This is a genomic window from Granulosicoccus antarcticus IMCC3135, assembly GCF_002215215.1.
Taxonomy (GTDB): domain Bacteria; phylum Pseudomonadota; class Gammaproteobacteria; order Granulosicoccales; family Granulosicoccaceae; genus Granulosicoccus; species Granulosicoccus antarcticus.
Map to the genome: position 1 here is coordinate 7,615,792 of NZ_CP018632.1, position 24,005 is coordinate 7,639,796.

The 24,005-nt window shown below is 49.5% G+C and carries 25 protein-coding genes; 21 read left to right on the plus strand and 4 right to left on the minus strand.

The annotated features are described in order from the left end of the window. The first annotated feature begins 92 nt into the window (after nt 1-92). The 3 genes from rocF to IMCC3135_RS33095 all read left to right on the plus strand — a co-directional run bounded on the left by rocF (nt 93) and on the right by IMCC3135_RS33095 (nt 3,762). A complete protein-coding gene (gene rocF, locus IMCC3135_RS33080; RefSeq protein WP_088921484.1) occupies nt 93-1,037 on the plus strand; it encodes an arginase in 945 nt (314 codons plus the stop codon). A gap of 2 nt (nt 1,038-1,039) precedes the next feature. Next, nucleotides 1,040-2,086, plus strand: a complete 1,047-nt coding sequence (locus tag IMCC3135_RS33085) for an ornithine cyclodeaminase (protein ID WP_088921485.1) — start codon at nt 1,040-1,042, stop codon at nt 2,084-2,086. A gap of 443 nt (nt 2,087-2,529) precedes the next feature. Further along, nucleotides 2,530-3,762, plus strand: coding sequence for an ISAzo13 family transposase (locus IMCC3135_RS33095; protein ID WP_088921486.1), 1,233 nt, complete (start codon nt 2,530-2,532; stop codon nt 3,760-3,762). 110 nt (nt 3,763-3,872) lie between these two features. On the opposite strand, the gene IMCC3135_RS33100 is transcribed toward IMCC3135_RS33095, so the two are convergent. Then, entirely contained in the window at nt 3,873-5,141 is a 1,269-nt protein-coding gene (locus tag IMCC3135_RS33100; protein ID WP_088921487.1) for an MFS transporter, read from the minus strand. A gap of 173 nt (nt 5,142-5,314) precedes the next feature. On the opposite strand from IMCC3135_RS33100, the gene IMCC3135_RS33105 reads away from it, so the two are divergent. From IMCC3135_RS33105 to IMCC3135_RS33125, 5 genes are all read left to right on the plus strand, one after another. Next, a complete protein-coding gene (locus IMCC3135_RS33105) occupies nt 5,315-7,696 on the plus strand; it encodes an FG-GAP repeat protein (protein WP_169727561.1) in 2,382 nt (793 codons plus the stop codon). A gap of 214 nt (nt 7,697-7,910) precedes the next feature. Further along, nucleotides 7,911-8,450: a hypothetical protein gene (locus IMCC3135_RS33110; RefSeq protein ID WP_088921489.1), complete on the plus strand. Its 540-nt coding sequence runs from the start codon at nt 7,911-7,913 to the stop codon at nt 8,448-8,450. A 354-nt stretch (nt 8,451-8,804) separates the two neighbouring features. Then, nucleotides 8,805-9,842, plus strand: coding sequence for a hypothetical protein (locus tag IMCC3135_RS33115; protein WP_088921490.1), 1,038 nt, complete (start codon nt 8,805-8,807; stop codon nt 9,840-9,842). Between the two features lie 241 nt (nt 9,843-10,083). After that, on the plus strand, nt 10,084-10,362 hold the full coding sequence (locus IMCC3135_RS33120) for a type II toxin-antitoxin system RelE/ParE family toxin (protein WP_088921491.1): 279 nt from the start codon (nt 10,084-10,086) through the stop codon (nt 10,360-10,362). A gap of 25 nt (nt 10,363-10,387) precedes the next feature. After that, nucleotides 10,388-10,693 (plus strand): HigA family addiction module antitoxin, encoded by a 306-nt coding sequence (locus tag IMCC3135_RS33125; RefSeq protein WP_088921492.1) that lies wholly within the window; start codon nt 10,388-10,390, stop codon nt 10,691-10,693. Between the two features lie 120 nt (nt 10,694-10,813). Here IMCC3135_RS33125 and ltrA read toward each other — a convergent pair whose 3' ends face one another. After that, nucleotides 10,814-12,166 (minus strand): group II intron reverse transcriptase/maturase, encoded by a 1,353-nt coding sequence (gene ltrA, locus IMCC3135_RS33130; RefSeq protein ID WP_088915895.1) that lies wholly within the window; start codon nt 12,164-12,166, stop codon nt 10,814-10,816. A 13-nt stretch (nt 12,167-12,179) separates the two neighbouring features. After that, nucleotides 12,180-12,395 carry a hypothetical protein gene (locus IMCC3135_RS34895; protein ID WP_205737829.1) on the minus strand — a complete coding sequence of 72 codons (216 nt, stop codon included), beginning with the start codon at nt 12,393-12,395 and terminating at the stop codon, nt 12,180-12,182. 510 nt (nt 12,396-12,905) lie between these two features. Here IMCC3135_RS34895 and IMCC3135_RS33140 point away from each other — a divergent pair. The 12 genes from IMCC3135_RS33140 (at nt 12,906) to IMCC3135_RS33185 (ending at nt 21,203) form a co-directional block, all read left to right on the plus strand. Continuing rightward, a complete protein-coding gene (locus IMCC3135_RS33140; protein WP_088921493.1) occupies nt 12,906-13,199 on the plus strand; it encodes a BrnT family toxin in 294 nt (97 codons plus the stop codon). After that, nucleotides 13,196-13,426, plus strand: a complete 231-nt coding sequence (locus IMCC3135_RS33145) for a BrnA antitoxin family protein (RefSeq protein ID WP_088921494.1) — start codon at nt 13,196-13,198, stop codon at nt 13,424-13,426. Before IMCC3135_RS33140 ends, IMCC3135_RS33145 begins: the two co-directional genes overlap by 4 nt. Before the next feature lie 294 nt (nt 13,427-13,720). Beyond that, the gene (locus tag IMCC3135_RS34435; RefSeq protein WP_157736508.1) at nt 13,721-14,458 is read left to right on the plus strand and encodes a hypothetical protein; all 738 of its coding nucleotides are present in this window, start codon (nt 13,721-13,723) and stop codon (nt 14,456-14,458) included. Next, nucleotides 14,394-15,773 carry an IS66 family transposase gene (gene tnpC, locus IMCC3135_RS33150; RefSeq protein ID WP_157736509.1) on the plus strand — a complete coding sequence of 460 codons (1,380 nt, stop codon included), beginning with the start codon at nt 14,394-14,396 and terminating at the stop codon, nt 15,771-15,773. The genes IMCC3135_RS34435 and tnpC overlap by 65 nt, the downstream gene beginning before the upstream one ends. Nucleotides 15,774-15,856: 83 nt before the next feature. Beyond that, nucleotides 15,857-16,894: an IS110 family RNA-guided transposase gene (locus tag IMCC3135_RS33155; protein WP_088921977.1), complete on the plus strand. Its 1,038-nt coding sequence runs from the start codon at nt 15,857-15,859 to the stop codon at nt 16,892-16,894. A 299-nt stretch (nt 16,895-17,193) separates the two neighbouring features. After that, a complete protein-coding gene (locus tag IMCC3135_RS34440; RefSeq protein ID WP_157736510.1) occupies nt 17,194-17,673 on the plus strand; it encodes a hypothetical protein in 480 nt (159 codons plus the stop codon). Between the two features lie 213 nt (nt 17,674-17,886). Further along, nucleotides 17,887-18,126: a DUF4160 domain-containing protein gene (locus IMCC3135_RS33160; protein WP_088921496.1), complete on the plus strand. Its 240-nt coding sequence runs from the start codon at nt 17,887-17,889 to the stop codon at nt 18,124-18,126. Then, entirely contained in the window at nt 18,086-18,352 is a 267-nt protein-coding gene (locus IMCC3135_RS33165) for a DUF2442 domain-containing protein (protein ID WP_088921497.1), read from the plus strand. Before IMCC3135_RS33160 ends, IMCC3135_RS33165 begins: the two co-directional genes overlap by 41 nt. A gap of 91 nt (nt 18,353-18,443) precedes the next feature. Next, nucleotides 18,444-18,620: a hypothetical protein gene (locus tag IMCC3135_RS34900; protein WP_205737830.1), complete on the plus strand. Its 177-nt coding sequence runs from the start codon at nt 18,444-18,446 to the stop codon at nt 18,618-18,620. Nucleotides 18,621-19,052: 432 nt separating this feature from the next. Then, nucleotides 19,053-19,268, plus strand: coding sequence for an AbrB/MazE/SpoVT family DNA-binding domain-containing protein (locus IMCC3135_RS33175; RefSeq protein WP_088922210.1), 216 nt, complete (start codon nt 19,053-19,055; stop codon nt 19,266-19,268). 1 nt (nt 19,269) lies between these two features. Continuing rightward, a complete protein-coding gene (locus IMCC3135_RS33180) occupies nt 19,270-19,665 on the plus strand; it encodes a PIN domain-containing protein (protein WP_088921498.1) in 396 nt (131 codons plus the stop codon). 176 nt (nt 19,666-19,841) lie between these two features. Then, nucleotides 19,842-21,203 (plus strand): transposase, encoded by a 1,362-nt coding sequence (locus tag IMCC3135_RS33185; RefSeq protein ID WP_088917405.1) that lies wholly within the window; start codon nt 19,842-19,844, stop codon nt 21,201-21,203. A gap of 486 nt (nt 21,204-21,689) precedes the next feature. Here IMCC3135_RS33185 and IMCC3135_RS35165 read toward each other — a convergent pair whose 3' ends face one another. Next, entirely contained in the window at nt 21,690-21,806 is a 117-nt protein-coding gene (locus IMCC3135_RS35165; RefSeq protein ID WP_257790433.1) for a group II intron maturase-specific domain-containing protein, read from the minus strand. 65 nt (nt 21,807-21,871) lie between these two features. Between IMCC3135_RS35165 and IMCC3135_RS33195 the strand changes: the two genes are divergently transcribed. After that, nucleotides 21,872-23,104: an ISAzo13 family transposase gene (locus tag IMCC3135_RS33195; RefSeq protein WP_088917300.1), complete on the plus strand. Its 1,233-nt coding sequence runs from the start codon at nt 21,872-21,874 to the stop codon at nt 23,102-23,104. The last annotated feature ends 901 nt before the right edge of the window (nt 23,105-24,005 follow it).

Genomic DNA, 24,005 nt, shown 5'->3' on the forward strand with positions numbered 1-24,005 from the left:
TAAATCTATTGCTCAATCTGTTCGTTAGTGCGATTTACTCTGCCATTGCTGCGCCTCAAAATGAGTCGTTCAATGAATTGGAGTAAACGACAGTGCCCGCAACAAAACACACACATATCTCGCTGCTTGGAGTGCCGGTAGAAGAAGGCGCCGGGCGTCGAGGCTGCACCATGGGCCCTGCCTCTTTTCGTACCGCTGGCATTATTGAAGAGTTGCAGGAACTGGGTATAGAGGTGAATGATCTGGGTGATCTCACCCCAGAAAAAGCCACCGATGCCAAGAGCTCTCACAGCCACCTGAAAAATCTGCCAGAGGTCGCTGGCTGGACCCGCAGCCTCTATCAGCGTGCCTACGAGCTGGCGAACGAGAATACCGTTCCCGTCTATCTGGGCGGGGACCACAGCCTGTCTCTGGGTTCGGTTGCCGGCACGGCAAAAGCTGCACAAGAGGCTGGTCGACCGCTCTTCGTACTCTGGCTTGACGCACATGCCGACTTCAACACCTTTGCCACCACCGAGAGTGGCAATCTGCACGGCACGCCGCTGGCGTTCGCCTGTGGTCAGCCTGGCTTTGAATCCCTGCTGGGCGAGTCGCTGAGCACCTGCGTCGATCCGCGCAATGTCTGCATCTTCGGCCTGCGTTCGGTGGACAAGCGCGAACGGGAACTGGTGGTCAGCCAGGGCGTTGAGGTGTGTGACATGCGCGCCATTGATGAGAACGGCGTGAGCACACTGATAAGCGCCTTCCTCAAACGCGTCGAGGCGGCTAATGGCTTGCTGCATGTCAGCCTTGATGTGGATTTTATCGAGCCTGAGATTGCACCTGCGGTCGGCACCACAGTGCCCGGTGGAGCGACTTTTCGCGAAGCCCATCTGGTGATGGAAATGCTGCACGACAGTGGTTTGCTCAGCTCTCTGGATCTGGTCGAACTCAACCCTTTTCTTGATGATCGTGGCCGCACGGCGCGATTAATGGTCGATCTGACCGCGAGTCTGTTCGGACGTCGCGTCATGGACCGCAAAACCTGGAGTTTCTGAGCATGTCACCTACACCTTCCGCACTCGCCTTCGTCCCGTTTGTCAGCGTCGACAACATGATGAAGATCGTCCACAGCATTGGTCTGAACGAAGTACTCAAAGAAATGGTCGGTTATATCGAGCATGACTTTCGTCGCTGGGAACTGTTCGACAAGACACCGCGTGTCGCCTCGCATTCCAAGGAAGGCGTGATTGAACTGATGCCGACCAGCGATGGTGAGGTCTATGGCTTCAAATACGTGAACGGTCATCCCAAGAACATGAGCGAAGGCTTTCAGACCGTCACCGCTTTCGGCGTACTGGCCAGAGTGGATAACGGCTATCCCGTGCTGTTTTCGGAAATGACGATTCTCACCGCTTTGCGCACCGCTGCTACATCGGCAATGGCCGCCAAATACCTTGCGCCCAAAGGCGCACGTACCATGGCCATGATCGGTAACGGTGCCCAGTGCGAATTTCAGGCACTGGCCTTCCAGGCGGTACTGGGTATCGACACCGTCCAGATTTATGACATCGATCCACAGGCCACTGAGAAAGCGGCACGCAATCTTGCCGACTCAGGCTTGAAGGTCATCAAATGCAGCACACCGCATGAAGCGATTGAAGGTGCCGAGATAATCACCACCTGCACTGCGGACAAACAGTACGCCACTATCCTGACCGATAATATGGTCGGCCCGGGTGTGCATATCAACGCCATCGGTGGAGATTGCCCCGGCAAAACCGAACTGCATCGCGACATACTGCTGCGCTCTGACATCTTCGTTGAATACCCGGAACAGACTCGCATCGAAGGTGAAATACAGCAACTCGCCGACGATCATCAGGTAACCGAATTGTGGGAAGTTGTCAGCGGTACTGCAAAAGGCCGTAGCAGCGAAGGACAGATCACCCTGTTCGACAGCGTCGGCTTTGCCATTGAAGACTTCTCGGCCTTGCGCTATGTGCGTGACCAGTTGAGCCGGACCGGTTTTTTCACCGAGCTTGATATGGTGGCCGATCCTGATGACCCACGTGATTTGCACGGCATGTTGCGACGGGCGCAGTAATTAGTGGTCGCCGAATCTGTACCCGCAGATTCGGCGTTCAAAGTATCAGGGCCAAGTGGCAGTGCCGTCCGGAAGGGGCGCTCGCAGAATTGCTTGGAAGATCCGCCGATCGAATGGTCAGCAACAACGCGGAATTTGCAATTGCTCGACAGGCAGCATTGGGCACAATCCAGACGATCTATCATAAATTCCCGTTGATTGACGTTTCGAGCATCATTGATAGTCCCTCGGCCATTAGCTGCCCTTCCACACCGTGATGCGACTATCAAATTCTGTTACACACTACCTTCTCGCTCTACAACTAGAATTCGAGCTATTCCAACTGGATGTGCTACATGCTCATCGCCGGCTTCAGCATGGAAAATATCACCTACCCGAAGACGACTAAGGGTCTGTGCAAATATTAATATTCAAATTATAAGAATATCTGCTACGCTCAGCACATGAGCAGAGAAGAATTGTCGCGCAAGCGTCTCGTAGATAAAATTGGTTTGAAATATTCGCAAATCCTTCCCTCACTCGACGAACGAGGCCGGCGCGAATGGGCTGCCACCGAGGCGATGGCATTGGGTCACGGCGGCATCACGATCGTTCACGAAGCAAGTGCCCTATCGATGCCTACTATACGTAGCGGCATCGCCGAGCTGATGGAGCGCAACGGCGGCGCGATTGAGTCTCCGCGTCGAGTTCGTCGTCCGGGTGCCGGACGCCCCTCGAAACTTGCCGAAGACCCCGAACTGCTCGGTGCTCTGGAGTCGCTTGTGGAGCCGGGCACACGCGGCGATCCACAGTCGCCGCTGCGTTGGACGACCAAGAGCGTGCGGGTGCTCGCAAACGAGCTTGGCGCGGCAGGGCATTCAGTGAGTTTCCGGAGCGTGTCGACGCTGCTCAAACAGTTGGGCTACTCTTTGCAAGGCAACGCAAAAACGATCGAAGGAGCTCAGCATCCAGACCGTAACGCGCAATTTCTATATATCGCCAAACAGAGCAAGCGACACATAAAGGCTGCACAGCCTGCGCTGTCGGTAGACACGAAAAAGAAGGAGCTTGTCGGAGCCTTCAAGAACGGCGGCCAAGAATATCGCCCCAAAGGTGAGCCGGAGAAGGTCAAGACCCACGATTTCAAGGGTGAGCTTGGCAGGGTGGCTCCGTACGGCGTTTACGACATCGCGGACAACGACGCCTGGGTGAACGTCGGGATCAGTGCGGACACGGCCGAGTTTGCGGTGCAAAGCATCCGCCGCTGGTGGCAGACATCCGGCAAGGCACGTTACGGATCGGCGCGCGAGATTTTTATCACCGCCGACTGCGGGGGCAGTAACGGTTACCGCAGCCGGCTCTGGAAGCTTGAACTTCAGGGGCTCAGTGACGAGCTGGGTCGATCAATCAGCGTCAGCCACTTTCCGCCGGGCACGAGCAAATGGAATCGAATCGAGCACCGACTCTTCAGCTTTATCACCATGAACTGGCGCGGCAAGCCGTTGTACGATTATCGCACGGTAATCGAGCTGATCGGAGCGACGAAGACAGAACAAGGACTAGAAGTACGCTGTGAGCTTGACACAAACACCTACGAGAAAGGGCGCAAGGTAACGGACGAAGAAATGGAGTCAATCAACCTGCACCCCCACAAATTCCATGGCGAGTGGAACTACACGATAAAACCACGGGAATAATGCAACTCTGTGTAATTGAATAGTTATTTATGCACAGGCCCTTAGCCGACTTAACGTAGCGAAAGTTACCCACTCTATTTGCCCTCCTGCACCGCCGGCCAATCCCTCTATCAATCGTGAGGATTGACGCTCTCTTCTGGATAAGCTGTGGACAACTCAGCGCCCTGAAACGGGGTAGGTACAAACAGCGCTTGCTCATCACTGGGAAGTGCTGCGCGCTGACGCATGCGCCAGATGGCGAAGGTAACGAATGAGGCATGGCAGCTGGCCAGCCAGATAAAAAAGCCCGGCGGCCCGAAGAAGGAAATGGCCGCACCCGACACGATAGGGCCGATAACCGAACCTGCCCCCAGGATCAATACCAGGCTACTACTGGCCCCGACCATCTGTTCAGGCTTCAGATAACTGTTGGTATAAGCCAGTGACAGCGTATGGATGGATAACACCACTCCGCCCGTCAAGATGATCAGCACAATCGAATAGAGTGAGCCTATGGCGCTGATGCCAGTCGCTGCCAGGCAGGCCGCAACGGCCAGAGCAGCGACGATCGCCATGATGATACGTCTATCAAAACGATCGGACAATTTTCCGATAGGCCATTGCAAGACCGCAGCCCCAATCGTCAGCAACGCCATGAACAAAGCAGTATCAGGCACCGAGAATCCGGCACTACGCGCGTAGACCGCCCCCATACCGAACACCGTACCGTTGGCCAGCCCGGCGATAAACATGCCGAACACACCCAATGGCGAAGCACTGACCAGCTCTTTCATTGAAATGGGGGTGCCCGACTCGATATCAGGCAATGGCGTGGAGCGTAACAACAAGGGCACCACCGCCAATGAGATGAGGATAGAGACCAGCATGTACAGCGTGGCCTCTTCACTGCTGGCCAGAGTCAGTAGCATCTGACTGGCCGCCACACCGCCAAAGGAGACCGCCATATACAGGGCCAGTATCTGGCCGCGTGTCTCTTCGGGGGCACGATCGTTCAACCAGCTCTCGGCAACCACCAGAATACCGGCGTAACAAAAGCCGGTCACACAGCGAATAACCCACCAGCTCAGCTCATCGACAAACAGGGCATGCAGCAGTATGGAGACAGAAGCAATGGCTGACATGGCGGCAAACACACGCACATGACCCACCAGACGAACCGCACTAGGCGTCCACAGCGAACCTGCCAGCAGGCCGACAAAAAAGCCTGACATGATCAGCCCGATGGAAGCCGGTGCAAACCCTTCAGCCTCTGCCCGTATACCTAAAAGACTGCCCTGCAAGCCGTTAGCCACCATGAGCAGGCCGATACCGAACAACAGGGTCCACACCGCACGCAGAGTAAACAGCAGCGTCGGTTCTGAGGGGCGAGAGTTTGGCATGAGCGGAAGGGTGGGTCGGGAGGTGTTAGGGATCGTGGTCAGCCTGCTTGTGCTGCGCACCGGTGGAGCCGTCGGTAATTGTACCCAATAGCCTTGATATCAAACATTCTCTGATGGCGACAGGCTAGCGTTCTGATAATCTGAAAAAGCTACGTCAATACAGGATGGAAATAATGAATAAGTGCCTATTGCTCTTTATTGCGTTACCTCTGGCTAATTCTGTCGCCATTGCGGAACCTGTGGTGACGGGTAATATCATCAGCTGGCCTGACGATGGATACTATCAGGTACAGAATGCCAGCAACTACCAAAGCATCTGTGAAGCAGGCGCAAACTGCGAAGTTGAAGATGGCGAATATATCGTCATCAATCACACCACTGGTCAACGTTTTGAAGGCATTCAAGTGCCAAAGCTGCCCGGTAATGAAAAAGGTTTTCAGATAGTTGGCACCACCCTTGTCTTTCCCGTGGACCAGTGGTTTCAGGTTCAAAACGCATCGACCTACGAATCATTATGCAATGGCCTGAGTGAATGCCAGCTTGAGCCGGGCACTTATAACGTCATCAATCACAGTAACGGCACACGTTATGAGGCGGTAGAAGTTGGCGAGCAAACTCCGCCTACCACAGGTACAGCGCCCACCGTGAATGGCAATACCATCAGCTGGGCTGACGATGGTTGGTACCAGGTACAAGGCACTGAGAATTATCAGTCGGTTTGCGAAGGCGGACGCTCCTGTGAAGTGGCTGATGGCAACTACCGGGTGATTAACCTGACCACAGGTGTCCGCTACGAGAACATTGAAGTGGCAGGTGGCGACACACCGCCCATAACGCCGCCTGTAAATCCAGGTGAAGTGCCCGAAGGCACCTACCCTGCACAGTTGAGCCTTGCCGATGCAAACGCTCAGGTGCCGGATGAGTCGGGCAGCCCGCTACCTGAGGGTGCGATTCTGGTGGGTGATGTCAATGGCGACGGGCTGGAAGACCTGTCTGTCTTTCTGCCGGGATTGGAGGCATTCAATAACACCGCAGTTATTCTGTTTGCCGATGCGCAAGGCAGCTACCCTGACCTGCCCCTGGACACCAGCCCCGATGCCGAGCTTGACGTCACGCTGACTCACGGCTTTCTGATTGAAGACGTGGGCATGCCTGTGCTGGGCATGGGTGATGTCAATAATGACGGCTTTGATGATTTGCGCGTCAGAGGCAGCGGCTTTTTCACATTCGCCCGAACCAGCTTGCTGGCAGGTGCATCCAGCTTCCCGGCACGTTTGAATACCGACAGCTTGCCAGAGGCGCAAATTCTGGTGCGCCTTCCCAACCTGGGTTCTTTCTCCACCGCAGGCGATATCAATGGTGACGGAATAATGGATCTGCTGATTACCGCACCCAGCGAGGTGAGTGGTGGCTTCATCTACGGCAAGACGGACCTGGACTTTGAGGTTGAAGAGGTTTCTGAACTAAGCGACATCGCAGTATTTCCTGGATGCGGCCCAGCTTATTCCTGCTCCATGAGCCCGATTGGTGATTTTGACAATGACGGCTATGATGATATGTATATCTCCCGCTTTGGTTCAGGCAACTGCGGATTTGCCAGCTATACAGCCGTTATCTACGGTAGCAGTGAGGGCATAGTCAAACGCAATAGATTCACGGACGCCCCTGCCAGTGATGTAACACGCATTGTTGGCCAGAACAGCGGCAATTGCTTTCCGGCAGCTGTTGCACGTTTTGTTGCCAGCGGCGATGTGGACGGGGATGGTGCGATGGATATTATTCTGAGCGGACCCGGCAATACTACTGACATTCACTATCTGATATTTGGTATGACTGACAAACGCCGACCCTATGTGTCAGTGGATGAACTTGATGGTCAGCGCGGCGTTGTCATATCAGGAGAGCTGGAGCCGACACTGGCTGACATCAACGATGATGGTTTTGATGATGTAATTCTTGACGTTAACAACGCCTACACAGGCTACAGTCGCGATATAACGTCGATTGACAGCCCCGTCGTCCGCCGTCTGCCAACACAGTTCCTCATCAACTTACCGTCCGTTGAATCAAGCGCTGCTGATCGATATCAGATCAGCATTAATGATGTCTTTGCTGGTGAGTTTGATATAGCACTGGATAGTGCCACGGTAGACGATGCGACTGATGGCGAAGAAGCTGTGGTGGAAGTGACGGTATTATCGAATAATGACGAAGTGCTGAGTACGACACGCCGCCTGGTGCCTGCCTTCGAGAAGATCGAAAACCTGACAGCGGCTTTAATTGCGCCACGACTGGTGGAACTGACGTTTAATGGGACAGTGAGGCCACCCTTTTATCTTACCTACCTTGTTTGGCGTGACGGAGTGCCGGTGGGGCGTGCTGGTGCGGGGGCTTTTACTTATATAGATAGCGATTTAGAGCTGGGTACTACTTATACTTATTTTGTTACGCCGGATTATTTGATGGATAAGTCGTTGGATGCGGAGCAGTTGAAGACGTTTCCGTTGGTTCAGCGGCAGAGTGGGAGCGTTGTTGTTGAAACTGGTGGAGTGTAGCTGAAGGGGCTGATATTGAAATGGCAAGTTGCTTTCAATATCAGACTCTTTACTATTGCGTACATACACGAGTCATCCATACTGGGCTTGTAATGCCTGAACCGAGCTGGATTCGGTGGCCTGGCGTGAAGTGATATTGAATAGGGACCACAGTTGATATGCGGTGCATAACTGAATCCACCGAATACTTGTTAGGTTTACCATAGAAATTATTATGAATATTGAATTCGATAGAGTAAAAATAGTAAAAACTGGACTAATAGAGTTTTGCTCATGCATGGAAAGATCAAGTGAAAATGAATTAATAATTCAGTATGCAGTAATTGCAATTCATAACGCATTGCAAGGAGCAGTTACAGTTGCTCTGAGGGAGGCTGATATTTCAGACACGTGGAAGAATTCGCATGCGAAAAAATGGGAAAATGTTGAGTTGCCTAAGCAGCTAGCCACCGGAGGTATGTACCAACCTGATAAATTCCCTCAGCTCAATGTATTCATGGATCTATATGACAAATATTTTAATGATAAATGTAATTCTATTGATAGAGAGCGCATAGAAAATCTAAATAAACATAGAAACGAGTTTATTCATTTTAATACTGATTATCTCTCAATTGAAAAACAATGGATAATCGATTCGTGTAGAGAAGGTATAGAGGCAATTAGCCATATTGTAAAAGAAGAAAAACAATTATTTGGAAATGAATATAATTTCTTTCAAGAAATTTTGAAAGAGGCGAAACAAAAAGTATGAGAGAAAAAGAGAAATATGTTTTAAACTACCTGTGTTTAATTTGACAAAAAGCGATTATCTATAGACTATTTGATTTGTGCGTATTTGGGGCTTTTGTTATTTTCAGTCTAATGTTCGTTGCGGGTAATGGATAGTGTGAGAGGTGATTAATATATCGTGGCGTTCAAAAAAGGTAAACCTAACAGAGCGATGAACGCCGTCACTTGCGGCCAGCACGCAACCATGAGTACCTCAGAACGCGCGCTGGCCGCAAGCGCGGGTTATCGCGGCTGTTAGGTTTTACTTACAAAGAATTAGTTGACGCTAAATTAGATTAGATTTCTAACACCCGCTTTAGGATGGCATGTAAATATTATGGATGAAATTGTTAAGCGAAAATTGCTGCTCGCAAAAGAGTTCTATAAAAATGGCTCTAGAAACGCAGATTATGAAGACGCCGTTAGCAAAATGGTGGCTGTTCACAATCTCCATATTGCAGTAGAAATTACGCTTAGAACGATAATCTTAGAGTTTGAGGTTCGCCGTGAGAAACAACTGAACATTGATTTTGAGTCAATGATGGGAGAAATAGATAATCACGGTGAACTAAAAAAACAGCAGAAGAGATTGCCATATAGGCAAGACATGCGGAATTTGAACTCCTTCAGGAATCTAATACAGCACCAAGCAATCGAGCCCGATGGGACTGCAATGAATGATTGGCGCGTTCTGACAAGTAGATTTCTAAAGCAAGCCTATGCAGATTACTTTGAAATAGACTTTGAGGAATTGAGCAAGATAAGCTTTATTGAAAATCCTGTAATTCGTAAACATTTAGTTGTCGCGAAAAAACACTTTGAATTTACCAACTATGAATCTGCCGCAGGGTATGCAGCATCAGCTTTCGATCTTGCTTCACACACCATATTTGACAAACTGGAAGGAGTAAGCAGACCACAAGAAACAAGGTTTTCGTTTGACGAATTTGGTTTGAGTTCCAAGTATGCTGGATCCGAAAATGAGCCCTTACTGAAAGAGATCGAAAAACAGCATGATCGGTTAATGATTGTAGAACGATTCCTAGCAGCCAGCGCCGCTGGGATAGAGCCCAATGATTATGAGAACTTCAAACTGAGAGCGCCGCATGTCGCACATACAGGTGATGGCAGGACACATATTGGCCCTTGGAATAAACCAGGAACACTTGATGAGCGTATGTGTGCGAATTGGGTAATAGATTTTTCTACTAAAGCTATTCTGCGGTGGCAACAATTGGGCTATGAGTTAAAGATATGGGATCGGCTTGGCGACCCTACATCGCATTTGGATGATCAAATTGAAAACATGTGCGTGGAGTCGTTACTGCGCGACAATATTTGTCAAGATACACCACCTTCAAATAACAAGAGTTGACAGGCGCGTTGAAGATGTAAAACCTAACTAGACAATGAACCTGACAGTTGCAATTGATCGGCAACCTGGCTACGCCAGAATGCAGTTCAATTGCAACTGCAGGTTATTGTTGATGTTCGGTGTGGCAGCGAACTTTTGCACGTAACCCGTCTTTTACGTATTGGCGTAGGAATTTTCGCCCATTTGACAGTCTCATTTAGAAGCAGTATGGTATGCGTAACGTATCGCGTAAATACATCTGATGATCAGAAGCTTCAAAGACAAGAAGACTGCGCGGTTTTTTGAAGGTGAGGATGTAAAGGACTTTCGTAGCTTTGTTGACCAATTGGCAAGAAGATTGACCTACCTGAACGAGGTCGAAGAATTACTGGATTTACGAGAGCTTAGGAGCAATCGAATCGAGGCACTTGTCGGTAAGCGGAAAGGGCAATACAGCATTCGAATAAACAAGCAATGGCGTCTTTGTTTTCGGTGGGGACCAGATGGCCCTGAGGATGTCGAAGTTGTTGATTATCATTAAGGAATTGTTAAAAGAGAATTAAAAGATGAATCGTCGAAATGGCATGCGTCCAGTACACCCTGGAGAAATTCTCCGAGAGGAGATGGAAGAATTGGAAATGTCTGCTCGTGCAATGGCAGAAGCACTCAATGTACCTGCCAACAGAGTAAGTGCAATCCTGAATGGAACTCGCGGTATCACTGCTGATACTGCGCTGAGGTTATCCCGCTACCTGGGTACGACACCCGAGGTATGGATGAATCTACAGAAAAGCTATGAACTGAGAGCCGCTGAGATAGAGGCGGGAAAGGACATAGAAAAACAAATAAAGCCACGCCCCAGAGCTGCATGACGTAGGTGCCTGTTGAGCACTGGCAGGTATCTATGGAAAAAGCCAAACCGAATCGGGTAAGGGCTGGTGTTTAGCCAGCCCTCCCCACAACACCCTGCATGCGGGTCCGCACAGGGCGTTTCATACTGAATGGTGAAGTGAGATCCACCCTTGGCGTAATGAGAACAAACCTTCAGCTTTCAAGTAGGCGTTAGATAACGCCTGTTGAATGCCCGGGGTCTTGGAACTACGGCAAGGTCCTTTACTCGTGCGACCGCACGCAACCGCTGTCTGTATCTTAACTCCCAGCTTTAACAGTTTTCCTATTTTGGTACGAGGTAAACGCCACTGCCGCCAGTAGGCCATTCGTAAACGGCGTCGTATCCAATGATCGAGTTCGACACACTGGTTATAGCAGTTGGCAATGCCAAAATAGTTTACCCAGCCACGTAAGTACTGGCTGAGCCTGAATATCTGGTAGCGCATGGATACACCCCAGTTGCGGTTCGTTAAACGTCGTACCTCACGTTTGAAATTGTGCAAGGACGACGCGTGCCATTGAATTCTGCCAGACCCGAAAGTGAAACCCAGGAACTGACAATCTTTGGCTTTAACGACACGGCTTTTAGTTGTATTCACAACCAGTTTCAAACGGTTTTGCAAGAATTGGCTGATGCTGTGTAGCACCCGTTCGCCAGCACGCTGACTACTGACTAAAATAGTAAAGTCGTCCGCGTAGCGAGAAAATTGATGGCCGCGTCTTTCCAGCTCCTTGTCTAAAGGGTCAAGCATGATATTCGACAATAACGGCGAAAGTGGGCCGCCCTGAGGTACACCGTCTCGACTCTCTTGATAAAGCTGGTTATCGATAACCCCAGCTCTCAGGTAACGTTTGATCAATCGTAGCACACGCTTGTCTCGAATCTTTCTGCCGAGAAGTGACATGAGCAGATCCTGATTTACCCGATCAAAGAACTTGGACAAATCCACATCCACAGCAATGCGACGTCCCGCCTTGATGATGGAGTGAACCTGCTTAACCGCTTGTTTTGCACTACGCCTTGGTCTGAATCCAAAACTACTCTCAGAGAAGTCTGGATCAAACACTGGCGTTAGTATCTGGGCAATAGCTTGCTGGATAATCCGATCTAAAACGCACGGAATACCTAGCGGGCGCTTACTGCCATCAGGCTTGTCGATCTCAACCCGTCGGACTGGAGAGGGCTGGTAACGACCTGTTTCCAGTTCGTTGACAACACGTTTCCAGTGCCCCGCACTTGCCCAGTCAGGAAACTCATCAATGGACATGCCATCGACACCTGCAGCTCCCTTATTGGCTCGAACACGGTTCCAAGCTCTGCGTAGATTATCAGAGTCCAGAATGCGTTCAAGTAGATCGTCACCAAAGGCTGGCTTCGTGACAAGACGCTGAGTCACGCCATCACCGGACGGTGTTCGTGTGCTCAAGTCTGTCAAGGCTCCTCCTTTATTCATTATGTTCGGGCCTTCACCGTGTCTCACCCATTACGGTGAGCGTTTGGCTACTATGCCGTCTGCTGACTTCTGTCTGATCACCAGTGCGGTTGCCCGCATCGGCGCTATCGGTGTTCATCGATTCGCTCTCTTTGGCTGATGGAGTCCAAAGAGCCAAGGCTTGGTCATCCAGCGCCTCACTGGAAAAAGGCCGATCGCACGTCAAACAGATCTCCCCAGATAAGAACATGAACTTTCCCTGCACAACTGCATCATTTACGGTGGCCATCAGATCACCTGGCTTCGTCATCTTGTGCTGACTCGCCTTCTGCCTACGCCTCATATGATGTTCTTGTTCATCAGCTCACAGGTTTGCTAGCGGCTTCCTTCAGACCGTTCCTCACGGATTGGCCCTTGCCATTCGCTAGTAGTTATCATCTAATGGCTCCATAGCTGGAATCACTAGATGGTGATCTTCCTACAGAGGACTTTCACCTCATTAGTTCATGCCCATGCTGGGCGTACACAAAGCAATGATACTGAAACTTGACCCTGCCACGCCTGCGCTACCGCTTCGTCGTGTCAGCCTCAAGTTCAGCATATTGCGGCTGTTAGTCGTCTCTTGAACATTCTTGCAAGACTTTAAGTATTCCCACGTGAACTCGATGAAGGGATTCTTACTAGGATCCATAAAACGAAACCAAAATCTGGCCAGCAGTAGAAACTTGAATACCGCCTATTGGTTATGTACACTGTACGTATGAAAGAATTAGAATTCGAATGGGATCCTAAAAAGGCAAAAGCAAACGAGAAAAAGCACGGCGTCTCATTTGAAGACGCAAGGACTGCTTTTTACGATGAAACAGCGATTGTTTTTCATGATCCAGATCATTCAGAGGATGAAGACAGGTTCATTTTGCTTGGGCTGAGCATTCGTGCTGGAGTGCTCGTTGTATGTCATTGTCTGAGGGAAAGCGATTCAGTTGTTCGTATCATCTCAGCAAGACAAACAGACAAGCAAGAGGAAAAAAACTATTGGGAGATGCGCAAATGAGAGACCACTACGATTTCACGAAAATGAAAGGACGGAAGAACCCTTATACAAAATTATTAAAACAACCCGTGACGATGCGTTTGGACAAGGACACAGTAGCTTACTTCAAGGCCTTATCTGAGCAGATGGGAATTCCTTACCAAAGCCTGATTAATTTGTATCTGAGGGATTGTGCAATGAATCAAAGAACCCTTGAAATGAAATGGATAGGTGGCGATAAGAAATAGCTCAAGAGCGTCACAAATGTCATCGACTAACGATACGCTAAACCTGTAGCTTGACACGAACACGGAGCCTGACTGCGCCAGAACCCGCATTCGTATAAAGCTCAGGTTAGCGCTGGTGTTAGGTTTACTTGGACACACCTATACGTTTGTGTGTGTTCTCGATCAATTTTGATGCGAATACTTCCGAAGATAACTGCACAATTGTGAACATCAGTTAAAGGCATTCGTTTTTTAAGCCAACCTGGTAATTACTTGTAAAATTGGATTCTTAACTCACAGAGCTAAAGTCGTTCGATGACAACAGGCAATAATTTCTATGTTGGTTTGTTAACCGTTGTGGTTTTGTTGTTCGGTCGAGTTGCGCAGGCAGCTGATTTCTCAGAAGCTGAGGAGCAAGTTGTAAGTTGTTATACCGATTGGCAAAAAAACATATCTGCATTGAGTAGTTTGGAATTACAAACTAGCGAAAGTTTAGTGAATAAAAAAATATTGGCATATGATTGCTATTTACCTGCATTCTATGAGATCAGGGAAAATCATTGGGAATTAAAAAAATGTTGGAAATTATATGATAAGAGCTTTATGCATAAGTGTGAAACTTATAATGACGGGTACAAGTATTTGATAAAGATGTTCAAAAATCATGCCCAATACTATAATTGTAGTGGCGATGTTCCAGAACAATATGCATGTATTTTGTATTCAAAAAACTATTTGTATTTTAAGGGATCCCGTTGTACAGAGGATTGCTCTGGCCATAATGCTGGCTATGACTGGGCAAAGGAGAACTCCATAGACACTGAAGATGAATGCGAGAGTCAATCACTTTCATTTCTCAAAGGTAACTACTCAGCCCACCGATGCACGAAAGTACTAGACAGTCGCTCAGTATCGTCTTATAACTCACATCATGCCAACTCCCATCGATCTCAGCACACTCACCTCAGCGCAGAAAGACGCGTTGATTATGTTGCTGTTGGAGAAGGTCGATGCACTCACCCAACAGGTTCAAGAGTTGCAAGCTCAGCTTAAACTGAACAGCCGCAACAGCAGTAAGCCACCCTCAAGTGACGGCTACGGCAAGCCTAAACCGAAAAGTACCCGTGCCAAGAGCGGTAAGCGTTCTGGAGGGCAACCGGGTCATCCCGGCAAGACGTTGAAGATGACAGCTCATCCGGATCACATCGTGGATCATGCACTGGAAGCCTGCTCCAGCTGCGGACTGGATTTGAGCACAGTACCCGTACTCGGCTTCGAGGCGCGCCAGGTATTCGATATCCCGCCGATCAAGATCGAGGCGACTGAGCATCGTGCACAGATCAAGGCATGCCCGTGTTGCCGGAGCCGCAGCAAGGCCGTCTTTCCAAAACACGTCAACCAGTCAGTGCAATACGGCACCGAGGTTCAGGGTGTAGTGATCTATCTGAGTCAGTATCAGATGCTGCCCTATGCACGACTCAAAGAGGCGATGGCGGACCTGTTCCAGATTCATCTTAGCGAAGGAACTGTGAATAATATTCTGACCCGTGCCTACCATCATCTGGCGCAATTCGATTCCTGGGTCAAAGACATGGTCATTGACAGCAAGGTGGCCCACTTTGACGAAAGCGGTCTGCGCGTGGGCAAGCAGCTGCAGTGGCTGCATGTGGCCGCCACCGAGCACGCGACCTATTACCGTCGGCACGTCAAACGTGGGCATGAGGCGATGATGGAGATGGGCATACTTGACGGATTCAAGGGATACGCGGTACATGACTGCTGGGCCAGCTATTTCCGCTTCGCCATCCTTCATGTGCTGTGTGGTGCCCACTTTCTGCGTGAGCTGATCCATGCTCATGAGCAGCATCAACAGAGCTGGGCCGAGAAGTTGATCACCTGCCTGCTGGATGCCAAGAAAGAGGCCGATGAGGCCCGGGCCAAGGGAGTCTTAATGCTCGATGAGTCTCGCATCAACCACTACGATCGACGCTACAGTCGGATACTGCGCGAGGGGCGCGCCGAACTGCCGGTGGTGCCAATATCAACGACAAAGAAGCGGGGGCGAGCCAAACAACATAAGGTGAAGAACCTGCATGATCGACTATTCAGATACAAGGCTGAAACGCTGGCGTTTCTCTATGATCTGACGCTGCCATTTGATAATAATTTGGCCGAGCGTGATGTGAGAATGATCAAGGCCAAACTAAAGATATCGGGCTGCTTTCGCTCCGAGCAAGGCGCTGACATCTTTTGCCGGATTCGTGGCTATATTTCTACAGCGAAAAAACAGGGTCGCAATGTACTTGATTCCCTGCGTGAAAGCTTCCAAGGTCAGGCCTTCAATCCAGCTATCGCATCAGTGGGCTGAGTAGATAATTGGACTCCCCCACCTCCTCTAGGAAGTGGGTTAATGTAATCGTTCCGACACAATTCACATTAATGGAGTCCAGCATGAAGAATACTATTGTTGGTGTTGATTTGGCAAAAGATGTTATTCAAGTGTGTGTTTACGCGAGCAAGAAAGTGCAATCGAACACCGAAATGACACACCACGAATTTCTTGAATGGCTATTTACGAGCTCCAGCACGACGGTAGTATTTGAAGCTTGCGGCACATCAAATTACTGGAAACAGAAGGCCACGGAGGCTGGCCATGCTGCACATTTGATATCAGCAGATCTGGTATCCAAGATCAGACAGAACCAGAAAACAGATAAGAATGATGCATTGGCGATTGTCCAGGCATCCATGTTGCCGGACATAAGTTTCATCAAGGGAAAGACTATTGAGCAACAGCAGTTGCAAACCATTTTGCGCTTAAGGGAGTTATCTGTGAAACAAAAGACCGCTTCTGGCAATCAGCTAAAAGCACTATTATTAGAGTTTAATATTCGTGTTAGCGCGAGAAATGGTGGATTGGGAGGGGTAATAGAATCTGTGCTTGAAGATGCGGAGAATGAATTCTCGGCAGCTTTTAGAGAGGCGTTGCATACCGCCTGGCAACACCACCTGAGCATCATCAAATCCATAGCTATATACGATGGGTGCCTGGAGGAATTAGTTGAGCAGCATGAAGATTGCAAGCGGCTGCTCAAGCTGGAAGGGGTGGGAGTAATCAATGCCGTGAACCTGTATATAGCACTGGGCTGCGCGGACCTGGGTTCGTTTTGCAAAGGTAAGGATGCCTCGGCATGCATCGGATTGACTCCGATACAGCACACATCGGGAGGCAAGGTAAAGCTCGGCTCAATCGGCAGGTATGTGAAAAACAGCTTGTTGCGGAGCCAGCTTATTACCGGAGCGATGGCAGTCGTTGCACAGGTGTGCAAAAGAACAGCGGTCACCAGTAAAGAGGTGTGGATACAGCAGCTGGTCGCGCGACGAGGCAAGAAAATCGCGGCGGTTGCTCTGGCCAACAAAAACGTGAGGACGGCATTTGCCATGCTCACACAAGGTACCGAATATAAGGCGGATCCTGTCGCCGTCTAAAAAGCGTTCCAACGATGAAGATGCAAAAACGAAGATAAAAATCAGCGTGTTAACTCAGTTAGTAACGAAGAGCCTTGAGCTCGTTGAGTAGAATTGAAAACACGTCCCGCGTAAATATCACAGAGCCTGAGTTCGCTACTCAATCGAGAGCTCGTACATAAGTACGCATCTATTTCTTCATTTATGCAATTTTGTTGTTGACACAGGGGGAGTCCACATAAGTTACTCTCAAAGGTTGTAAGATATACGTTCAGGAGAATAGCTATTAGATTATTACTACGAGTAGATTATTAGATAATATGACAATAAAACAGTTATTAAGTCTATCCACAGATCAATTACAGGAAGAATACGTGCTTACATTGGGTGGTGCAGTGTATTACTTCTCGCTCGCTGAGTGGATGGCTGCGAATTGCTGTGAAATCATGCAAAATGGCTATGTTAGAGATGTTTGTACTAAATCGAAAAAAATTACAGCATGGAACATTGCAGAAAAACTGGTGTCTTTGTCGGGGAAATTGTCAAAATCTGACGAACAGCATTGTTTAGTCACTGCCGCAGCAGAATTTCAAATTCTTGTAAGCGACGCAAGAAATCCACTGTTACACGCTTATCCCGCAGCAGTCGATGATATTGCTGTTCTTCATAATCCAAAAGATCAACAAACGTTTTCACTTTCTGCGTTGGAAGATATCGCTACTCGCTCATTCAATTGTGAGAACGTACTAAATCATGCATATTATAATTATCTAATTCCAAAGTTTTCCAATGGTGGTTGAAGGTCTGCTACAGCTGCAGTTGTGCGTTTTTAGCAGGATACAAGAAACGTAAACCTAACGAAACGCTGAAGCTGTCAATGGACCCGTCATCGGAACCTGGGCTCCGCCCAGAACCCAATGCCGCCTCCATTGCACCTTAGCGCCGTTGTTATGTCCGGCAAGGATACCTTGCGATATGGCCAAAACATTTCAAAAAGCCAATGAGAGCGGTAAATGAGTCCAACAGTATTTCGTGAGAAAGGGTATCGATTCTTTTTCTTTTCTAGAGAAGAGGTTAGAATGCATGTACACGTGATTTCTGGTGATGGAGAAGCTAAATACTGGCTAGAACCCCAGATTGAATTGAGCAAGAATAGTAAGTATTCGAGCAAACAACTAAATGAAATCAAAGCTTTGGTAGAGGAACACGAAAATGAACTCATCGCAGCTTGGCAAAAGCACTTCGGAAATTGAAGTAACAAATATATCCGGGCATGGTATATGGCTCTATGTACGCGGCACGGAGCATTTCCTTCCGTATGATCAGTACCCTTGGTTCAAAGAAAAAACCGTAAGTCAAATTGCAAATGTTGAAGAACCAAACCCAGGTCACTATTACTGGCCAGATCTGGACGTTGATTTGTCTGAGGCAATATTACTAAATCCGGATAAGTTTCCGCTACAAGCAAAAGGCACATAAAACGGCATCGCTGCTTTCGTTGGAAATAAGAAAGGCCGGAGGATGTGGAAGTTGCCGATTACCATTAACAGATATTAAAAGAGAATAGAGGATGAGGTATCGTAACGGCATGCGTCCGGTGCATCCCGGAGAAATTCTCAAAGAGGAGATGGAAGAATTGGAAATGTCAGCGTGTGCGTTGGCAGAGACCATCAATGTCCTATCCAATCGAGTAAGCGCTATCGTCAATGGAACACGAGGAACCACAGCCGGTGCAGTGTTGCCATAGTCCAGGTGCCTTGGAATAACTCCAGAGGATGGATGAACTTGCTAAAATCTATGAACTCAGATCGGTAGAGATCGAGGCAGGCAAAGAAATAAAAAACAGATAAAACCACGACCAAAAGTGGCCTGATGCCAACGTCTGAAATCGTGCTAAAGCAATAGCTTCATATGGCATCACATAACATTACGTAGAACCCGACAATGTGACAAAGCCCTCCTGTCGCTTTGGTCGGTCTTTGTCAATTGCGGGTTAACGCTGGTGTTCGGTCTACAAAGGGGAATTTTATAGACGTTTGAGTTACATCATTTTGTCAGGATCAATAAAAGGAAGGTAATTTGAGGGATTGCCGTGTCTGACTAGAGCTATACCTGATCCTCGGTCTTGAAAAAACACATGACCTGCCTTACAATAATAAAAATTGTAAGGAATGTCGAGATGGCTGAAGCTGCGATTACCAGTAAAGGACAAATTACCATACCCGCCGAAATCAGAAAGAAAATGAATCTTGGACCGCAAGACAAGGTCATTTTTACTTTGCTACCCAATGGAACTACAGTGATGCGAGCGAAAAATCGGTCGGTGACTTCATTGGCAGGTACGATTGTTACCAATAAAAAGAAAGTTGCAATCAAAGATATGAAGATGAACTGAAATGCCGGCTATCGATACAAATGTACTGGTACGCTACCTAATAGCCGATGACAGGAAGCAGTTTGAAACGGCTAAACAATTTATTGAGGAAGCTATCACAAACGAAGCTTTGTTCATTCCAGTATCTGTCTCCGTTGAACTGGAATGGGTTCTTAGATCGCTTTACGAAGTTAAAAAAGCGATGATCATCACTACGTTTAATCGCTTACTGGAAGCACGAGAAATAGAGTTTCAGGAAGAATCTGCAATTGAAATTGCGCTTAGCCTTTATGCCGATAACAATGCCGATTTCGCTGATTGTCTACATATCGCTAGCGCCCAAACACAAGGTCGTGTTCCGTTAGTGACGCTTGATCGAAAAGCCTCAAGAATAGAAGGCGCGAAACTATTAGTATGAAATTGGTAGTTTTCAATATGTACTTTGTACTTTGCGCTTTGTTGAGATGCAGCAGTTCCCGGCGAGTTGACAAACCTCGCCAGATCAACGTTGTAGCGGACCTTGGCTACTAGCTTTTCGTAATCTGCCGACTACGCTTTTCACATCTGTTTGTTGATGATGTTGAGTTGTAGCCCATGGCAGCCCCGTTTGCTCGTTTCCGCCCGGACGTTTCAATGCCCGGTTTGTTGACCACTGTTCGCACCGCCTTTGACAAAGTCAATGATAAGCGCAGGCAGGCCAGTGTCCAGTATTCGATGTCCGATTCGCTGATGGCTGGACTGGCGATCTTTTCACTCAAGTACCCCTCCTTATTGATGTTCGATCAGCATGCCCGTTCCAGCGAGCCTGTCTCGAACCACAATCTGCGCACCTTGTTCGGGTTGAGCCAAGTCCCTTGTGATTCTCAGATGCGCGCGATTCTCGATCCGGTCAATCCGAGCGAGTTGCGAGGCGCCTTTCGTGCCATTCACAGTGGCCTGCAGCGCAGCAACTCGCTCAAGGACTTCCAGTTGTTCAACGGCAAACTGTTGCTCTCGATAGACGGCACAGGCACTTTCTCATCCACTCGCATCAGCTGCAAGCACTGTTGCGTTAAAAAGCCCAAACGCAACCAGAAGTCTGATGAAGGATCAGAGTTCTACCATCAGATGCTCGGTGCCGTGATCGTTCATCCCGAACGCAGCACGGTGCTGCCACTGGATTTCGAGCCTATCACTCGTGCCGATGGTTCGAACAAGAATGACTGCGAACGCAATGCGGGTAAGCGCCTGATTGCCAGTCTTGCCGCTCAGTACCCCAAGCGTGGTTTCATTGTGATCGAAGACGCACTGGCTGCTAACGGGCCGCACTTAAAGACATTGATCGAACACCGGATGGACTTTATCATCGTTGCCAAACCCGGCTCTAACGCAGCACTTTTCGAGACGCTGGATCAGCGCATGAAGCAAGGGGAGTTGCAGGCGTGGGAAACAGTGGATGAGAAGACGGGCCTACTTCGTGGTTATCGCATCTGCGAGCAAGTTCCCTTGAACAACACTCACGCTGAGCTGCTGGTCAATTGTCTGGAGTACTACGAGATTGATCGACAGGGCAAGGAGCATAACTGGCAGTGGATCAGCAGCCTGCAGATCACCCCTGAGAACGCCGAGCAGATCATGCGCGCCGGACGCGCGCGATGGAAGATCGAGAATGAGACATTCAACGCAGCCAAGAACCAGGGCTATCACATGGGGCATTCCTACGGCCACGGAAAGCAGTACCTCTCCAGTGTGCTCGGTGGATTGATGTTCCTGGCTTTTCTGATCGATCAGGTCCAGGAGAGCTTCTGCCGGGTTTTCGGCGAAATCCGCATACATCACAAATCACGCCGGAACCTGTGGGAACGCCTGCGCGCCGCCTTTACCACCGTCAAAGCCTCCGAATGGGAGGGGTTCATGCGTTTTTGGCATAAGCCAGGCGACTTTGCCTTCGAGATACCTTCTGATCGGCCAACATAGGTCGGCTCATCTTACTGCCCACACTCCACACACCAACTTTAGGCCTACCGCACGTTCCTCCACATCTGATCACTCATGCCAATTCGCGGTAGGCCCATCGATGTCTGCAATAAATTGGTAACCAGCTTTACATTACAATACAACTATGGTACTTGTTCGCTGGGAATTGCTGGTTGAGATGCCAACCTCACACGGAAAAACGACTCGATATTTTTATGCAAGAGTTGTTTGAGTAATATAGAGCATCAGGTTTACTGCACTGACCGAATCGGGTAAGGGTTGGTGTTTAGCCAGCCCTCCCCACAACACCCTGCATGCGGGTCCGCACAGGGCGTTTCATACTGAATGGTGAAGTGATATCCACCCTTGGCGTAGTGAGAACAAGCCTTCAGCTTTCAGATAGGCGTTAGATAACGCTTGTTGAATGCCCGGGGTCTTGGAACTACGACAAGGTCCTTTACTCGTACGTCCGCACGCAACTGCTGTTTATATCTGCACTCCCAGCTTTAGCAGTTTTCCTATTTTGGTGCGAGGCAAACGCCACTGCCGCCAGTAGGCCATTCGCAAACGGCGTCGAATCCAATGATCGAGTTGATTATTCAGACGAGCCTAAGGGTCTGTGCAAATATTAATATTCAAATTATAAGAATATCTGCTACGCTCAGCACATGAGCAGAGAAGAATTGTCGCGCAAGCGTCTCGTAGATAAAATTGGTTTGAAATATTCGCAAATCCTTCCCTCACTCGACGAACGAGGCCGGCGCGAATGGGCTGCCACCGAGGCGATGGCATTGGGTCACGGCGGCATCACGATCGTTCACGAAGCAAGTGCCCTATCGATGCCTACTATACGTAGCGGCATCGCCGAGCTGATGGAGCGCAACGGCGGCGCGATTGAGTCTCCGCGTCGAGTTCGTCGTCCGGGTGCCGGACGCCCCTCGAAACTTGCCGAAGACCCCGAACTGCTCGGTGCTCTGGAGTCGCTTGTGGAGCCGGGCACACGCGGCGATCCACAGTCGCCGCTGCGTTGGACGACCAAGAGCGTGCGGGTGCTCGCAAACGAGCTTGGCGCGGCAGGGCATTCAGTGAGTTTCCGGAGCGTGTCGACGCTGCTCAAACAGTTGGGCTACTCTTTGCAAGGCAACGCAAAAACGATCGAAGGAGCTCAGCATCCAGACCGCAACGCGCAATTTCTATATATCGCCAAACAGAGCAAGCGACACATAAAGGCTGCACAGCCTGCGCTGTCGGTAGACACGAAAAAGAAGGAGCTTGTCGGAGCCTTCAAGAACAGCGGCCAAGAATATCGCCCCAAAGGTGAGCCGGAGAAGGTCAAGACCCACGATTTCAAGGGTGAGCTTGGCAGGGTGGCTCCGTACGGCGTTTACGACATCGCGGACAACGACGCCTGGGTGAACGTCGGGATCAGTGCGGACACGGCCGAGTTTGCGGTGCAAAGCATCCGCCGCTGGTGGCAGACATCCGGCAAGGCACGTTACGGATCGGCGCGCGAGATTTTTATCACCGCCGACTGCGGGGGCAGTAACGGTTACCGCAGCCGGCTCTGGAAGCTTGAACTTCAGGGGCTCAGTGACGAGCTGGGTCGATCAATCAGCGTCAGCCACTTTCCGCCGGGCACGAGCAAATGGAATCGAATCGAGCACCGACTCTTCAGCTTTATCACCATGAACTGGCGCGGCAAGCCGTTGTACGATTATCGCACGGTAATCGAGCTGATCGGAGCGACGAAGACAGAACAAGGACTAGAAGTACGCTGTGAGCTTGACACAAACACCTACGAGAAAGGGCGCAAGGTAACGGACGAAGAAATGGAGTCAATCAACCTGCACCCCCACAAATTCCATGGCGAGTGGAACTACACGATAAAACCACGGGAATAATGCAACTCTGTGTAATTGAATAGTTATTTATGCACAGGCCCTAAAACAACTTACTGACAAGACGTTGACGCCTTGGCATATTATATTTGCCCGAAATAACACTGCAGAACAGAAACACTAGTCTAAAGAGCAGCAATACGACACCCCACGCCGAAGAGATTGACAGTTACCCTGAACTCCTCTGTCGCGCGAGTCTTTCCTCGATACAGATCAGGTACTGCTCCGGACGAAACCCGTGGGGTTAGAAAACATGTCCTCTCGAATGTTTTATACCGTGGACGTCAAAGATATACACGCCCTTGCTGCCGACTTTGCAACGTAAGGAGCTCAGCGAGTCAATGTCATTCACCTGCACCATACGCTTGTTCCAACCGCCGCACTCTTTGATTCACTTGTTGTTCGCCTAGGGGGAACGGAGGCTGCGGGGCTTGAGCTTTGTCAACGTATGTGGCGCGTGCACACAGAACATAATCATTGGCGCGACATTGCCCAACACGTGACAATCGATCCCGTCGGCACAATCTGGCTCTGTCGTCCATGGTAGTTGCCTCCAGCAAGCGCCTCAGGCTTCAATGGTAATGCGAGCGTTGGACCGTTCATGATCGAGATGATCGGGAATTTCGACGTTGGACACGAACGACCCACGGTAAAACAACACGTATCCACGCTCGCCACGGTAAGCGCAATACAGCAAGCATTCGGACTCGATCCGAATGCATTCGCTTTTCACAATGAGCTTAACCACGAGAAATCATGTCCGGGCCATACGATAGACCGCCGCCTGACAACAAGCCAATGCGCACAAATTGCAGGCGCGAAATAGGCTACTTCTGAAGTCTTGCTGAATCAAGAAGAGACCAATTCGGATATCAACGAAATCACTCTGGGCGCGGCAAAGCCT